Annotated in this window: 13 protein-coding genes; 1 reads left to right on the forward strand and 12 read right to left on the reverse strand. The window is 61.8% G+C overall.

Going from position 1 to position 13,418, the window contains the following annotated elements; genetic code table 11:
* Nucleotides 1-99: 99 nt before the first annotated feature.
* A complete protein-coding gene (locus tag AC1RAC_RS21240; RefSeq protein WP_060772801.1) occupies nucleotides 100-726 on the reverse strand; it encodes a class I SAM-dependent methyltransferase in 627 nt (208 codons plus the stop codon).
* A gap of 176 nt (nucleotides 727-902) precedes the next feature.
* Between AC1RAC_RS21240 and AC1RAC_RS21245 the strand changes: the two genes are divergently transcribed.
* Entirely contained in the window at nucleotides 903-2,006 is a 1,104-nt protein-coding gene (locus AC1RAC_RS21245; protein WP_492616960.1) for a hypothetical protein, read from the forward strand.
* A gap of 2 nt (nucleotides 2,007-2,008) precedes the next feature.
* Here AC1RAC_RS21245 and AC1RAC_RS21250 read toward each other — a convergent pair whose 3' ends face one another.
* The 11 genes from AC1RAC_RS21250 to AC1RAC_RS21300 form a co-directional block, all read right to left on the reverse strand.
* Nucleotides 2,009-2,653: a methionine ABC transporter permease gene (locus AC1RAC_RS21250; protein ID WP_003187635.1), complete on the reverse strand. Its 645-nt coding sequence runs from the start codon at nucleotides 2,651-2,653 to the stop codon at nucleotides 2,009-2,011.
* The gene (locus AC1RAC_RS21255; protein WP_492616961.1) at nucleotides 2,643-3,758 is read right to left on the reverse strand and encodes a methionine ABC transporter ATP-binding protein; all 1,116 of its coding nucleotides are present in this window, start codon (nucleotides 3,756-3,758) and stop codon (nucleotides 2,643-2,645) included. The genes AC1RAC_RS21250 and AC1RAC_RS21255 overlap by 11 nt, the downstream gene beginning before the upstream one ends.
* Nucleotides 3,755-4,570, reverse strand: coding sequence for a MetQ/NlpA family ABC transporter substrate-binding protein (locus AC1RAC_RS21260; protein ID WP_054896665.1), 816 nt, complete (start codon nucleotides 4,568-4,570; stop codon nucleotides 3,755-3,757). Before AC1RAC_RS21260 ends, AC1RAC_RS21255 begins: the two co-directional genes overlap by 4 nt.
* A gap of 138 nt (nucleotides 4,571-4,708) precedes the next feature.
* Complete coding sequence (locus AC1RAC_RS21265) at nucleotides 4,709-6,067, reverse strand: LLM class flavin-dependent oxidoreductase (RefSeq protein WP_492616962.1); 1,359 nt, start codon at nucleotides 6,065-6,067, stop codon at nucleotides 4,709-4,711.
* Entirely contained in the window at nucleotides 6,067-7,260 is a 1,194-nt protein-coding gene (locus AC1RAC_RS21270; RefSeq protein ID WP_492616963.1) for an SfnB family sulfur acquisition oxidoreductase, read from the reverse strand. The genes AC1RAC_RS21265 and AC1RAC_RS21270 overlap by 1 nt, the downstream gene beginning before the upstream one ends.
* Nucleotides 7,261-7,300: 40 nt before the next feature.
* Nucleotides 7,301-8,542 carry an SfnB family sulfur acquisition oxidoreductase gene (locus AC1RAC_RS21275; protein ID WP_197881535.1) on the reverse strand — a complete coding sequence of 414 codons (1,242 nt, stop codon included), beginning with the start codon at nucleotides 8,540-8,542 and terminating at the stop codon, nucleotides 7,301-7,303.
* 185 nt (nucleotides 8,543-8,727) lie between these two features.
* Complete coding sequence (locus tag AC1RAC_RS21280; RefSeq protein WP_492616964.1) at nucleotides 8,728-9,516, reverse strand: hypothetical protein; 789 nt, start codon at nucleotides 9,514-9,516, stop codon at nucleotides 8,728-8,730.
* Between the two features lie 371 nt (nucleotides 9,517-9,887).
* Nucleotides 9,888-10,634 carry an L-cystine ABC transporter ATP-binding protein TcyN gene (gene tcyN, locus AC1RAC_RS21285; RefSeq protein ID WP_054896660.1) on the reverse strand — a complete coding sequence of 249 codons (747 nt, stop codon included), beginning with the start codon at nucleotides 10,632-10,634 and terminating at the stop codon, nucleotides 9,888-9,890.
* Between the two features lie 3 nt (nucleotides 10,635-10,637).
* The gene (tcyL, locus tag AC1RAC_RS21290) at nucleotides 10,638-11,303 is read right to left on the reverse strand and encodes a cystine ABC transporter permease (RefSeq protein WP_003187646.1); all 666 of its coding nucleotides are present in this window, start codon (nucleotides 11,301-11,303) and stop codon (nucleotides 10,638-10,640) included.
* Complete coding sequence (gene tcyJ, locus AC1RAC_RS21295) at nucleotides 11,303-12,097, reverse strand: cystine ABC transporter substrate-binding protein (protein WP_014716462.1); 795 nt, start codon at nucleotides 12,095-12,097, stop codon at nucleotides 11,303-11,305. The genes tcyL and tcyJ overlap by 1 nt, the downstream gene beginning before the upstream one ends.
* 189 nt (nucleotides 12,098-12,286) lie before the next feature.
* Nucleotides 12,287-13,282 carry a D-cysteine desulfhydrase gene (locus AC1RAC_RS21300; RefSeq protein WP_034125487.1) on the reverse strand — a complete coding sequence of 332 codons (996 nt, stop codon included), beginning with the start codon at nucleotides 13,280-13,282 and terminating at the stop codon, nucleotides 12,287-12,289.
* Nucleotides 13,283-13,418 lie beyond the last annotated feature (136 nt).

Below are 13,418 nucleotides of genomic sequence, written 5' to 3' on the forward strand. Positions count from 1 at the left end.
TTACGGCGCCATCGCGGGCAAGCCCGCTCCCACAGGGGAATGCATTCCAAAGGTGGGAGCTGGCTTGCCTGCGATGAGGCAGGTACAGGCGATGCAGCACTAAAGTTTACGCCACACACTCGCCAACCAAGGCTGCTGTTCCCGCGGCAACCCGGCCGGCCGGTAGTAATGCTCCAACTCTTCAAACCCTGCCGCGGTCAGCAAGGCCTGCCACGCCTGCAGGTCGTGATAAGAGCCATACCGCGGCCCATTCCAGCCCTCTTGGTTCTCACCCCGAGGGTTGGAGCTGAACAGCACGCCCCCAGGCTTCAACGCGCCGTGCAGCTCTTTGAGCACTCGGGGCAACTCCTGCTTGGGAATATGAAACAGCACCGCATTGGCAAACACCCCATCGAAGCGTTCGGCGGGCAGGTCCAGCTTGAGAAAGTCCTGCTGCAACACCTCACAGCCACTGTCTTCGCGGGCCATCTGCGCAAAACGCTCGGAGCCATCCAGGCCAACGGCGATATGCCCCATGCGCGTAAACGTCTGCAAATCCCGCCCTGGCCCACAGCCGAAATCCAGCACAGTGAATGGCGGCGTGCCCTGGATATGCCGCAGCAGCGCGTCGATGTTCTGGCTCACATCGTGATCGCGGGTGCCTTCACGGAAGTCTTCGGCCACCTTGTTGTAGTGGCCCAGGGTGGTGGAGGTGATCTGGTTGAGGTCGTCGGGAGCAAGTTTCATGGCATGGCGCACGGCTGCGGCTGAGGTAGGGGGACTATACCCCGGCCCATTCATCAGTTGAAAACCGTGTATCCGCTGTAGGGCACTTCACGGCGGTCGCAGTGCGCGCATCCGACAGACCGCCACGGGAAATTGTGGGTAAGATTCGGCCCTCATTTGCAGAGGGCTACACATCCATGGAAGAGGAAAAACGTTCACCCGTTGGCAGCGACACCGCAGCGAACAAGGTCGACCAATACGCCACAAGATTGAGCAATGGCCTGTTGTGGCTCAATGAGCGTGCCTGGCCGCTGACGGTGGGGGTTCTCTCGGTGGCGGGCCTGTACCTGTACCAGTACATCCAGGTGGAAAAGGTGCCGCTGAGTATCCTGTCGGCGTCGGCGTTCACTGCCTTGCCGGCTATGTTCGCCATGTTGGTATTTGTGATCGGCATGATGGGTGCATCGATCCTGGTGCCCACGTTCATCTTGTTCACGCGCCTGAACGGCACCGGTGTGCGCCTGAGTGATCAACTCAATCCCAGCCCGCAGTCGCCGCAAGAGACGGCCCAGCACAGGAGGTTACTGGGACATTGGGCGGCCAGCCTGTTGGTGATGTTTGTGTTCTGGATGTCCGCCGTATACCTGTCCGTGAACGCCGAAAGTGGGCTGTTGCTGACGCTCAGTTGGATCGTGGCGATCATGGCGGCGGTAGTGGCCTATGTCGGCATCATCATTCGTGCGCGCCCCGCCGATGTTGCCCTGCGTGAGTTGTCCGGCGAGTTCTGGCTGGCCAGTGCTGGCGCCGGGGTCGTTCAAATGGTGGTCATTCTGATGGTGACGGTGCCGGTCTCCCGCGCCTTCAGCGAGTACTCCGACAGCGCCGTGTTCTTTGCGCCGTTCATGGCCGCCGAAATGGCCGTGCTGTTCCTGATCCAGGGGAGCGCCGCCTGCTTGGTGGTGCGCATGCGCGTCCAGAAAAACCCGGTGGCGTTCGCCTCATTGGTGGCCTTTGCGCTCATCGTTTTACTCGGGCTGATCCCGGCGAGCGGGGCCAAGTTGGGTGGCCTGCCGCTGCAAGGCTCCGCCTCGGGAGGGCGCGTTTGTACGTTGATGACCTGGGCGGCAGAGGCCAAGGTCCCCGGCGCACTGGTAGACGCCGACAACCCCAAGCGCAGCGTAAAACTGCGAGTGATGGCCGACTCGGATGGCAGCTATATCGTGCGGCCCTGGCAGGCCAAGGAAAAAACCATCACCTTCGTGCCCCGTGCCAGTGTTGCCCAACTGGATGAGTGCCCGTGACGTCAGCGCTTGTTCAACACCCGCGCCAACCGGTCCCCACTCAGTTGGATCACCGCCACCAGCACCACCAGCAGCACAATCACCGTGAGCATGATCTGCGTATCGAAGCGCTGGTAGCCATAGCGGTAGGCAATATCGCCCAGGCCACCGGCGCCTATTGCTCCGGCCATGGCCGATGAGTTGATCATGGTCACCAGGGTGATGGTGAAGCCGCCGACGATGCCGGGCAACGCCTCTGGCAACAGCACATGCCAGATGATGTGCCAGCGGCGGCAACCCATGGCCTGCGCGGCTTCGATCAGGCCGTGGTCGACCTCGCGCAGGCTCACTTCAGCGATGCGTGCAAAGAACGGCGTGGCGGCGATGGTCAGCGGTACCACTGCCGCCCAGACGCCATAGGTGGTGCCGACGATCAGGCGCGTGAACGGGATGAGCGCCACCATCAGGATCAGGAACGGAATGGAGCGGAACAGATTCACGAACGCTCCCAGCACGCGGTTAAGGGCCGGTGCCTGGTAGATGCCGCCCTTGTCGCTGGTGACCAGGAAGACTGCCAGCGGAATGCCCACCAGCAGCGCGATCAGCGACGACACCCCCACCATCAACAAGGTGTCGATGGCGCCCTGCACTAAACGATCAAACCACATAGCCCAGCACCTCCACCTGTTGTGCCCAGTTGGCCGCGCGTTTGCGCAGTTCTTCGGCGTTGTGCGGCGATCCATTCACCGCCAGCAGCAGTTGCCCCAAGGCATGCCCCTGGATGCGTTCCACGCCCCCTTGTAGTAAACGCACACGGCCGCCGAGGGCACTGAACAGTGCCGCGAGGTCTGGCTCCAGGGTGTCGCTGCCGGTGAACTGCAGGCGCAGTACCAGTGCGGCGTCGGCCGAGGCTGGCGTGGGTTGCAGGCGGCTTTGCAACTCTGGCGGCAAGCCGTGTTGCAGCGGTGCGAGCAGGGTCTTGCTGACCTCATGTTGCGGATCGCCAAACACCTGCCACACCGGGCCTTGCTCGACGATACGCCCGTGCTCCAGCACCACCACGCGGTCGCAGATGTCGCGGATCACCGCCATCTCATGGGTGATCAGCACGATGGTCAGGCCCAGGCGCTGGTTGATCTCGCGCAGCAGGCCGAGGATCGACTGGGTGGTTTCCGGGTCGAGGGCCGAGGTGGCTTCGTCGCACAGCAGAATCTCGGGGTCGTGCACCAGCGCGCGGGCGATGCCGACGCGCTGCTTTTGCCCGCCGGACAGCTGCGCCGGGTACGCCTTGTGTTTGTCCTGCAGGCCTACCAGCTCCAGCAGTTCATGCACCTTTCGCGCGCGTTGTGCCTGGGGCACACCGGCGACCTTGAGCGGCAACTCGACGTTCTGCCACACGGTCTTGGCCGACATCAGGTTGAAGTGCTGGAAGATCATGCCGATGCGTCGCCGCAGCGCCACCAGGTGGTCTTCATCGAAGCTGCCGATGTCCACCTGGTCGATCAGCACCCGTCCGCTGCTGGGTTGTTCCAGGCGATTGATAGTGCGGATCAGCGACGACTTGCCGGCGCCGCTGCGGCCGATGATGCCGAACACTTCGCCACGCTGGATCGCCAGGTCAATGCCTTGCAGCGCGTGCACCGTGCCGTCATAGGTTTTGCCCAGGTTGATGAACCGCACATGGGCGTGGTTCAAGTCCGGGTGCAGTTCAGTCTGTTCGGCGTGGCTGGGCGCAGGGGCCAGATCGTGCAATCGGGCGTTGGCGGCACTCATGGTTTAGCTTCCCAGCCAACCTGATAGAGCTTGCCGAGGGACTTGTCCAAGGCCGCACGCACCACCGGCGAGTGCTGGTAGATATCGACGAACTTGATCACCCGTGGGTCGGTTTTGCTCTTGGGCTGGATGACGAACTGAATCACGTATTCCGGATGATCGAGGCCGTCGAACAACAGTGCCGACTCGGCATCGAAGGTCTTGGACAGGCGGATGTACGCCGGGTAGCCCTGCACCAGATCGGCGTCGTCATAGGCGCGCACCAGTTGCACCGCTTCCACTTGCAGGATCTTGATGTTTTTCGGGTTGGCGACGATGTCTTCTTCGGTGGCCTTGTAGCCCACGCCCGGCTTGAGGGTGATCAGCCCGGCCTTGGCCAGCAGTTGCAGGCCGCGACCGCTGTTGATCGGGTCGTTGGCAATCGCCACGCTGGCGCCTGCGGGCAGCTCGTTGAAGTTTTTGTACTTTTTCGAATACAGCCCGACGTTATTGATGATGCCTGGCGCATACGGCACCAGGTCAAACCCGGCGGCGGCCTTGGCGTTCTCCAGGAAGGGGATGTGCTGGAAGTAGTTCACGTCGATATCGCCGGCGGCGAGGCTGACGTTGGGCGCGATCCAGTCGGTGAACTCCACCAGTTCGACCTTCAGGCCCTGCTTGCCGGCCTCTTCTACGGCGGCTTCCAGCGGAATGGCGAAGGCAGCGGTGGTGCCGATTTTCAGCGGGGCGTCGGCGGCAAATACCGCCGAGCTGAATAAGCCGAAGGCCAGGGCCAGTGCTTTGACTGGGTGGTTTAGGAATGTCTTTTTCATAGTGGTTTTCCAGTCATAAGGTCTTAGGTAGCGAGATCGTTCCCACGCTCCGCGCGGTAATGAAGCCAGGGACGCTCCGCGTCCCACAAGCGAACGCAGAGCGTCCAAGAGGCATTCCCACGCGGAGCGTGGGAACGATCAAACAATGTGGCGGTAGGTAGAGCCGGTGTGTTGTTTGGGTAAGCGAGCCGTGTCGTGGAAGACTTTTTCCCGCAGCGTTCCCTGCGCATATTCCGTCTTGTACGAGCCCCGTCGTTGTAGCTCCGGTATCACCAGCTCAATGAAATCCACATAGCTCTCCGGCGTCACAATGCGCGTCAGGTTGAAACCATCCAGCCCGGTTTCGCTGATCCAGGATTCCAGCTCATCGGCCACCTGATCAGGCGAGCCCACCAGGGTGATATAGCGCCCGCCCAAGGCGTGCTGTTCAAGCAATTTGCGCCGGGTCCAGTCGTTGTTCTGCAGGTTCTGGGTGGCCGACTGGATCGCGTTGCTTTTGACGTACTGGATCGGTTCGTCCAACGCGTACTGGGCAAAATCAATCCCGGTCGAGGCCGAGAAGTGCGCCACGCCGGCTTCCGCGCTGGCGTAGCTGAGGTACTCGGCGTGCTTGTTCCAGGCCAACGCTTCAGTGGCGCCCACAATGACGTTCAGGCCCATGAACACCTTGATGTCGTCCGGGTTGCGCCCAGCCTCCACTGCGCTGGCGCGCACCTTGTCCACCTGGCGTTTGGTCGCGGCCTTGTTCTGCCCGCTGATAAACACGCACTCGGCATGCCGCCCGGCGAACAGCAAGCCGCGCTCGGAACTGCCGGCCTGGAACAGCACCGGCGTGCGCTGCGGCGAGGGCTCGCACAGGTGGTAACCCTCCACCTGATAGAACTCGCCGTGGTGCTCTACCTTGTGCACCTTGCCCGGTTGCGCATACACCCGCGCTTGGCGATCGTTGCGCACCGCGTCGTCTTCCCAGCTGCCTTCCCAGAGCTTGTACAACACCTGCAGGTATTCATCGGCCTGGTCGTAGCGCCGGTCATGCTCGACCTGTTCGGTAAGGCCCATGGCCTTGGCGGCGCTGTCGAGGTAGCCGGTGACAATGTTCCAACCCACCCGGCCACGGCTCAGGTGATCCAGCGTCGACATGCGCCGGGCGAACAGGTACGGCGGTTCGTAGGTGAGGTTGGCGGTGAGGCCGAAGCCAAGGTGCTGGGTGACGGCGGCCATGGCCGACACCAGCAGCAGCGGGTCGTTGACCGGTAGCTGGATCGACTCCTTGAGGGGCACGTCAATGGAGTCCTGATAGACGTCATACACGCCGACGATATCAGCGATGAACAAACCGTCGAACAACCCGCGTTCAAGGATCTTCGCCAGTTCAGTCCAGTATTCGAGGGTCTTGTACTCGGTCGAGTTGTCCCGTGGATGAGCCCACAAACCGTGATTGATGTGCCCGATGCAGTTCATGTTGAAGGCATTGAGCAGGATTTTCTTTTTGCTCATCAGATGGTCCCCCGCAGCGGCGGGTTTTCATCGTTGAGGTAGTAGTTGCCGACCGCATGGTATTTCCAACGCACCGGGTCGTGCAGGGTGTGCACCCGGGCGTTGCGCCAGTGGCGGTCCAGGCCGTGTTCGGCCAGGGTCGCCTGGCTGCCAGCCAGTTCGAACAGGGTGCTGCCGGCCGCCAGGGAGATTTCGGTACTCAGGGCGCGTATTTCGGCAACGGCGATGGAGGCTGCGGCGACGGTCTGGGCATTGCTGTCGGCCTGGGCGCGGTCGAGGCATTCACCCGAGCGTTCCAGCAAGGCTTCGGCGGCGTGCAGCCGGCTGCTCAGGTGGCCGAAGCTCTTGAGTGTCAGCGGGTCTTCGGTGGCCTTGTCGTTGCCGGCGTCGATCCATGGGCGGGTCTTGGTGCGCACAAAATGCAAGGCGTCCTCAAAGGCCGCACGGGCGATGCCGGTGTCGATGGCTGCGTGGAGGATCTGCGCCAGCGGGCCGACGGTGGTCGGGCGTTCGAAAGCGCTCTGGAACGGCACCACGTCTTGCGCCGCGACCCACACGTTGTCGAACACTACCGAGCCGCTGCCGGTAGTGCGCTGGCCGAAGCCGCTCCAGTCGTCGATCACCGTCAGTCCCTCGCTGTCACGCGGTACGAAGGCCAGTTGCTGCACGCCATTTGCATCCACCACCGAAGTGGGGACGCGCTGGGCGTAGATCGCGCCGGTGGCGTAGAACTTGCGCCCGTTGATGCGAAAACCGTCGCCGTCGCGGGTGAGGCTGGTAATGCGGTCGTGGGCGGTCTTGGTGCCCAGCTCCGCCAAGGCGTTGCCAAAGCGTTGGCCGGCCAACACCTCGGCGTACAGGCGTTGCTGCTGTTCGGGGCTGCCGTTCACGCGCAGTACTTCGAGGGCATAGAAATGGTTTTGCGGAATCTGGCCCAACGAGCCATCGGCCTGGGCGATCAATGCGATGACCTTGGCCAGGGTGACGTTGGACACGCCCGCGCCGCCGTAGGCCTTGGGCACGCTGATGCCCCACAGGCCAGAGCGGGAAAACACGTCCAGTTCAGGCAATGGCAGGCGGCGTTCGCGGTCGCGCTGGGCGCTGTCGCGGCGCAAGTCTTCAGCAAGATCGCTGGCGACAATAAGCGCTTGTTCGTCGCTGGTGATGACCGCGACGGAGTGAGAAAGGGTCATGAGTTTCTCCAGAAGCTCGTGGAAAAAGTGTTCTGGTTGGTTAAATCCAGGAATGACGAGCCGGCAAGGTGCCGTTGAGTCGATAGGCGCCGATGGCGTGGTACTTCCAGCGCACCGGGTCGTGCAGGGTGTGCACCCGGGCGTTGCGCCAGTGACGGTCAAGGTTGAATTCGGCCAGGGTGGCGCGGCTGCCGGCCAGTTCAAAGAGCTTCTCGGTGACTTGTAACGCCACTTCGGTGGTCAGCACCTTGGCCTCGGCCACGGCAATCGAGGCGTGGGCGGCGGACTGCGCGGTGATCGGTGCGGCGCTGACCTGGTCAAGCACCTGGCCGGCCTTGCGCAGCAGGGCTTCGGCGGCGTGCAGTTCGATCTTCAACTTGCCGATATCAGCGATCACATACAGGTCGTCGCTGGCCCGTTCGACCTTGGCGTCGATCCACGGGCGTGAGCGTTCACGCACGAAGGCAATGGCATCGTCGAGGGCGCCTCGGGCGATGCCAGCGTCGATGGCGGCCTGGATCAGTTGCGACACGGCCCCCTGGATATTCGGGCTTTCGCCCAGGCGCCAGTTGTCGATGACCAGTTCCGGCTCCACGGCCACGCGATCAAGCAAGACGGTACCGCTGGCGGTGGTGCGTTGGCCAAAGCCCGACCAGTCATCGACGATGCGCAGCCCCTCGCTGCCGCGCCGCACGAAGGCCATGACTTGCTTGCCGTCATCGTTCAACGCTTTTATGGCGACCCAGTGAGCAAACAGTGCGCCGGTGGAGTAGAACTTCTGGCCGCTGACCACGTACCCATCACCTTCGGCCGTAATGCGTGCCTTGAGCTCCAGGGTATTTTTGGTGCCGCGTTCCGGGCCGCCGTTGCCGATGCGCCAGCCGTCGAGCACGCTCTGGAACAGCTGCTTTTTCTGACGCTCGGTCGCGGTGCCCTGCAATACGTGCAAGATGCCGAAATGGTTCTGCGGGATCTGCCCGAGTGCCGGGTCGGCTGCGCTGATGATCGCGAAGACTTCGGCCAGGGTCACAAACGACACCTGTGGGCCTCCGTATTCACGGGGAATGGAAATACTGCCCAAGCCGCTGCGGGTGAACTGTTCGAGCTGCGCCCAGGGCAGTTTGCGTTGCTGGTCGCGCTGGGCGGCGTGCAGGCGTGCAGCCTGGGCCAGCTCGTGGGCGGCGCTCAGCGCCTGGGCGTCGTTGCGCAGCACCGTGGCGGGCAACAGCAGGGGGGCTACGTCCAGATCGCTCTGGGGGGATGTTAGAGCCAAGTTAGACATCAGCGCCGCTCCTTGGCTGCACGCAATGCCCTGGCGTTGCGCACCGGGGTAATTCTGACCATACCGACCTCGCATTCAATGAAATAAACAGAAAAATCAGGAATGTCCGGTGGTCCGGTGCATATACCCTAAGCGTGTTAATTATTTAAATAAACTAACTTTTAGGAATATGCATAGAAGGGCTGTCACCCCGGTTCACAGGGTGAACCGAAGCGACGCGGTTGATATCCTGGCGCGGGCGAGGCTGGGCGGGGCGGTGTGCAGGCGGCGATGCGCAGCGTGCGGGCGGGCGCCCAGCGGGAGTTGTTACCCACGCGATCGAGAATGCAGTAGGTGACCTCCAACCGGCAGTCGTCGCCGGCTTCGACAATCACGTGGGGCGGCACCCACACCTGCACCGCCAGGCCGACGCCCTGGGCCTGAATGCGAGGCAGGTCCAGGCGTACATCGCCCCAGCGCAAGGTGATGGCATCGCCCGTGCTCATGTTCAGGTAGGGCTCAATGGTCAGCGGAATACCGCGCCTTACCTGGCTGCTGTTGACGCCATGGCGGCGGATCGTCTCGGGCAGGTTCACCGGCGCCAGGTTCTGATTTTCATCGCCGCCTTCAGGGTTCAGGCGCGGCGAAGGCTGACCGCCCGGATAGCTGGTCTTGACCCGCACCAGCGTCACCGCCGAGCGCATCGGGCCATGGCCGATCTGCAAGACCTGGTAATGGACGCGTGCCGGTCCGTCCTGCACAAAGCTCTGCGGTACGCATAAGTGGGTACACGTGCCGATCCTGCAGGCCGTCACCTTGCGCGAGGCGGCGAAGCAGTTGTTCCAGAACAGTTCGATCAGGTCGCCTTCTTCCATGCTCGGGTAGGGTGAAATATCGACCTGCAAGTGGGCGGAGGCCAGGGCGCTGATGCCGTTTCCAATAGCCTGGGGAAGCCTTGGGGCACTGAGCGTGGCCGGGGTTTGAGTGTGTGTCATAAGTAATCTCCTTGATGCAGCCAGCAGCAATCGTTCCGAAACCTGGACGCACAGGCGCAAGGGGGTTCGAAAGGCACGATTCAGTCAGTAGCCGGGATAGGATCCAATCCTCAAGGCGCTAGATAAGAGGGTTGGCCAAGGAGCGTCAATGGAGGCAAAGGGCTAAACGGCGGGTTTGGCGAGATTCAGACGGGTCTGACGGGGAGGGGGATTTTAAGGCGCTTGCGACGGGGGCTTTTACACGCTCAACCTGCAACCCGTTGTAGGAGCGAGCTTGCTCGCGAAGAACGCCCAGGCAACTCGGTCAATCTGATTCACCGCGTTATCGTTAACGTTCTTCGCGAGCAAGCTCGCTCCTACACTGGGAGGCGTCAGTGGGCGAGGAATTTGCTCAGGAACTGCTTGGTACGTTCTTCCCTGGGGTTGGCAAACAGCGCCTTGGCTTCGCCCTGTTCGACGATCACGCCCTTGTCGAAAAAGATCACCCGGTTGGCCACATCACGGGCAAAGCTCATCTCGTGGGTGACGATGACCATGGTGCGGTTTTCTTCGGCCAGGCTGCGAATGGTCGCCAGGACTTCGCCCACCAGTTCCGGGTCGAGGGCCGAGGTGGGTTCGTCGAACAGGATCACCTCCGGCTCCATGGCCAATGCGCGAGCAATCGCCACACGCTGTTGCTGGCCGCCGGACAGGCGCCGCGGGTACGACGCTTCCTTGCCCGCCAGGCCGACCCTGGCCAACAGCTTGCGCCCCAGTTCGGCCGCCGCTTCCCGTGGCATCCTCTTGACCACGATGGGGCCTTCGATGACGTTTTCCAGCGCGGTGCGGTGGGGGAACAGGTTGAAGTTCTGGAACACAAAGCCCACATGCTGGCGCAGGCGCCGCACCAGGCCCTGTTGCTGGTTGAGCGGCCTGCTGCTGTCGATCTCGATGTCACCCACCTTGATACGGCCGCTGGTGGGTTCTTCGAGGAAGTTCAGGCAGCGCAGGAAGGTGGTCTTGCCCGAACCGCTGGGGCCGATGATGGCGACCACTTCGCCTTCCTTGACCTCAAGGTCGATGCCGTTGAGTACCACCTGGCCGTTGAATTGCTTGGTCAGTTTTTCAACCACGATCATGCTTCAAGACTCCAGGTCATGCCGGTTGACCCGGTCTTCCAGACGATTTTGCAGATGCGCCAGGATGCTCGCCAGGATCCAGTAGATCAGGGCCGCGGACAGATACATGGTGAAAATTTCGAAGGTACGTGCCGACACCAGTTGGGCCTGGCGGAACAGCTCGGGCACCTGGATGGTGGCGGCCAGCGCCGTGTCCTTGACCAGTGAAATAAAGCTGTTACCCAAAGGCGGCAACGCCGTGCGCATCGCCTGGGGCAGGATGGCCCTGCGCAACGTCTGCGCACGGGTCATACCGATACTGGCAGCAGCTTCCCACTGGCCACGCTCGATGGAGGCGATGGCGGCCCGCAGGATTTCACACGCATAGGCAGCCATGTTCAGCGAAAAGCCGATCATGGCGGCCGGGATCGGGTCCAGCTCGATGCCCACTTGCGGCAAGCCGTAGTAGATCAGGAACAGCTGCACCAGCAACGGCGTGCCGCGAAAGAACGACACGTAGACCCGGGCGGTCCAGCTCAAGAGCTTGAAGCGCGAGAGGCGCATCAAGGCCAGGCCGAAGCCCAGCAGCAGGCCGAAAAACATCCCGCCCAGGCTGAGGATTACCGTGTAGTACGCGCCCTTGAGCAGAAAGGGCGCGGAGTCCAGCGCGAGTTGGAAACCTGCTTCCATTATTGCGTGACGTCAGCGTTGAAGTACTTCTCGGACAGCGTCTTCAACGTGCCGTCGGCGCGCAGTTTGTCCAGAGCCTTGTTCACCGCATCGAGCAGCTCGGGCTCACCTTTGCGCAGGGCGATACCGGATTCCTGACGGGAGAAGGCGTCGCCGGCAGCGGCGGTGTCGGGGGCTTTCTTGGCGTATTCCAGGGCGGCCAGGCGGTCGATCAGGATGGCGTCGATACGGCCGATGCGCAGGTCCTGGAACTTGGTCGGGTCGTCGTTGTAGGTCTTGATAATGGCTTTTGGTTGGTTGTCCTTGAGCCATTGTTCGTAGTTGGTGCCCAGGCCCACACCGACTTTCTTGCCGGCCAGGTCGTCGGCTTTCTTGATCGAGTCGACGTTCTTTTTCAGCACCAGCGCCTGGATGCCGGACACGGTGTAAGGCTTGGAGAAGTCATACTTTTTCTTGCGCTCTTCGGAGATGGTCACCTGGTTGACCACGGCGTCCAGGCGCTTGGATTCCAGCGCGGCGAGGATGCCGTCCCAAGGGGTGGCTTGCAGCTTGACCTTGACGCCCAGCTCCTTGGCCAGCGCCTCGGACAGTTCCACTTCGAAACCGCTGAGTTTGCCGCTTTCATCGACAAAGCTGAACGGCGGGTAGGTGCCTTCCAGGCCGATCTTGATCTCGCCGGCCTTCTTGATGGTGTTCAATTGCTCGCCGGCAACCGCCTGGCCCAACCAGCCAGCGCCAAGCGCGAGGCCCAAAGTGCCAACCAACAGCGTGCGACGAAATGCAGAAATAGTCATGGAGAGCCCCTGTGTTTTTTATGGTGAGCGAAGCAGGTGACGCGGTAGTCGTATCCTGCCCTAAAGCGCGAAGCGCGTCTTCGCCTTCGGCGCGATGATAAGGTGGGTTTTTAAGTCTTGAAAATAATAAAAATACAATTTCATATTCTTTTTAGAAATATGTACACCTCCCACATCGACAGTATTCAATCAGTTGAATACTGAGTCATAGGCAAACAATGCCGGCGCGCCACCGGTATGCAGGAAAATGATCGGCCCCTCTTCAAAGCGCTGGCGCCCGATGCCGTCGAGCAAACCGGCCATGGCCTTGCCGGTATACACCGGGTCCAGCAACAGACCTTCCTGGCTGGCCAAAAGTTTGATCGCCGAGAGGGTGCCAGCGTTTGGCTCGCCATACCGCGGCCCGAAATACTCGTCCCACAGGGTGACCTTGAAGGCGTCGGGGATAGCCACACCGAGCAACTCGGCAGTGCGTTCGGCCAGGCCCTGCACTTTCGGGAATTGCGCTTGCTCGGAGCGCGACACCGTGATGCCGATCACTGGCAGCTGCGGCAGTGCTTCGCTCAAGGCCAGGGCCAGGCCGCTGTGGGTACCCGCACTGCCAGAGGCGAGCACCACGGCGGCGAATTGAATGCCGCTGTCTTCAATTTGCGCGGCCAACTCCAGCCCGGCGCGCACGTAGCCCAGCGCGCCGAGTGCATTGGAACCGCCAATAGGCACCAGGTACGGCTTCTTGCCGTTACTGCGCAGGCGGTCGGCGAGGGCGTTGAGTTGGTCGTCGGCGTTGTCGAGGTTTTCCACCAGCTCCACTTTGGCGTCGAACAGCTCCAGCAGCAGGCGATTGCCGTTGCCCAGGTAGTTGGGGTCGTCGGTGCCGGTAGGGTTTTCCAGCAGGGCAACACAGCCCAGGCCAAGCCTGGCGGCGAGCGCGGCGGTCTGGCGCACATGGTTGGACTGGATCGCGCCGGCGGTGACCAGGGTGTCGGCGCCCTGGGCGATGGCGTCGGCGGCCAGGTATTCGAGTTTGCGCAGCTTGTTGCCGCCCATGGCCAGCGGCGTGGTGTCATCACGTTTGACGTAGATGTCCCTGCCCAGCCAAGCCGACAGCCGCTCGAGTTTTTCCAGGGCCGTGGCACTGCCCAGTAGTTCCAGACGGTTAAAACGGTCGAGCTGTTGTTTGATCATGGTTACGCACGGTGGCTGAGTGATTGGGGGACTATAGGCAGGCACTTTTCATCGGGCAACCGCCAATCGCTTATGACTAAAGGTTCTTAGCTCCACACCATTGGTTCTTAAGAGCTGCCTGGGTGCATACCGTAAA

The sequence above is a fragment of the Pseudomonas sp. GW823-FHT02F05 genome (genome assembly GCF_058797315.1).

Bases quoted from the DNA above. Each gene is read 5' to 3' on its own strand.
- AC1RAC_RS21280 (WP_492616964.1), bottom strand. From the start codon at position 9,516: ATGACACACACTCAAACCCCGGCCACGCTCAGTGCCCCAAGGCTTCCC.
- AC1RAC_RS21300 (WP_034125487.1), bottom strand. From the start codon at position 13,282: ATGATCAAACAACAGCTCGACCGTTTTAACCGTCTGGAACTACTGGGC.
- AC1RAC_RS21265 (WP_492616962.1), bottom strand. From the start codon at position 6,067: ATGAGCAAAAAGAAAATCCTGCTCAATGCCTTCAACATGAACTGCATC.
- AC1RAC_RS21260 (WP_054896665.1), bottom strand. From the start codon at position 4,570: ATGAAAAAGACATTCCTAAACCACCCAGTCAAAGCACTGGCCCTGGCC.
- AC1RAC_RS21255 (WP_492616961.1), bottom strand. From the start codon at position 3,758: ATGAGTGCCGCCAACGCCCGATTGCACGATCTGGCCCCTGCGCCCAGC.
- AC1RAC_RS21250 (WP_003187635.1), bottom strand. From the start codon at position 2,653: ATGTGGTTTGATCGTTTAGTGCAGGGCGCCATCGACACCTTGTTGATG.
- AC1RAC_RS21270 (WP_492616963.1), bottom strand. From the start codon at position 7,260: ATGACCCTTTCTCACTCCGTCGCGGTCATCACCAGCGACGAACAAGCG.
- AC1RAC_RS21240 (WP_060772801.1), bottom strand. From the start codon at position 726: ATGAAACTTGCTCCCGACGACCTCAACCAGATCACCTCCACCACCCTG.
- tcyN (WP_054896660.1), bottom strand. From the start codon at position 10,634: ATGATCGTGGTTGAAAAACTGACCAAGCAATTCAACGGCCAGGTGGTA.
- tcyL (WP_003187646.1), bottom strand. From the start codon at position 11,303: ATGGAAGCAGGTTTCCAACTCGCGCTGGACTCCGCGCCCTTTCTGCTC.
- tcyJ (WP_014716462.1), bottom strand. From the start codon at position 12,097: ATGACTATTTCTGCATTTCGTCGCACGCTGTTGGTTGGCACTTTGGGC.
- AC1RAC_RS21245 (WP_492616960.1), top strand. From the start codon at position 903: ATGGAAGAGGAAAAACGTTCACCCGTTGGCAGCGACACCGCAGCGAAC.
- AC1RAC_RS21275 (WP_197881535.1), bottom strand. From the start codon at position 8,542: ATGTCTAACTTGGCTCTAACATCCCCCCAGAGCGATCTGGACGTAGCC.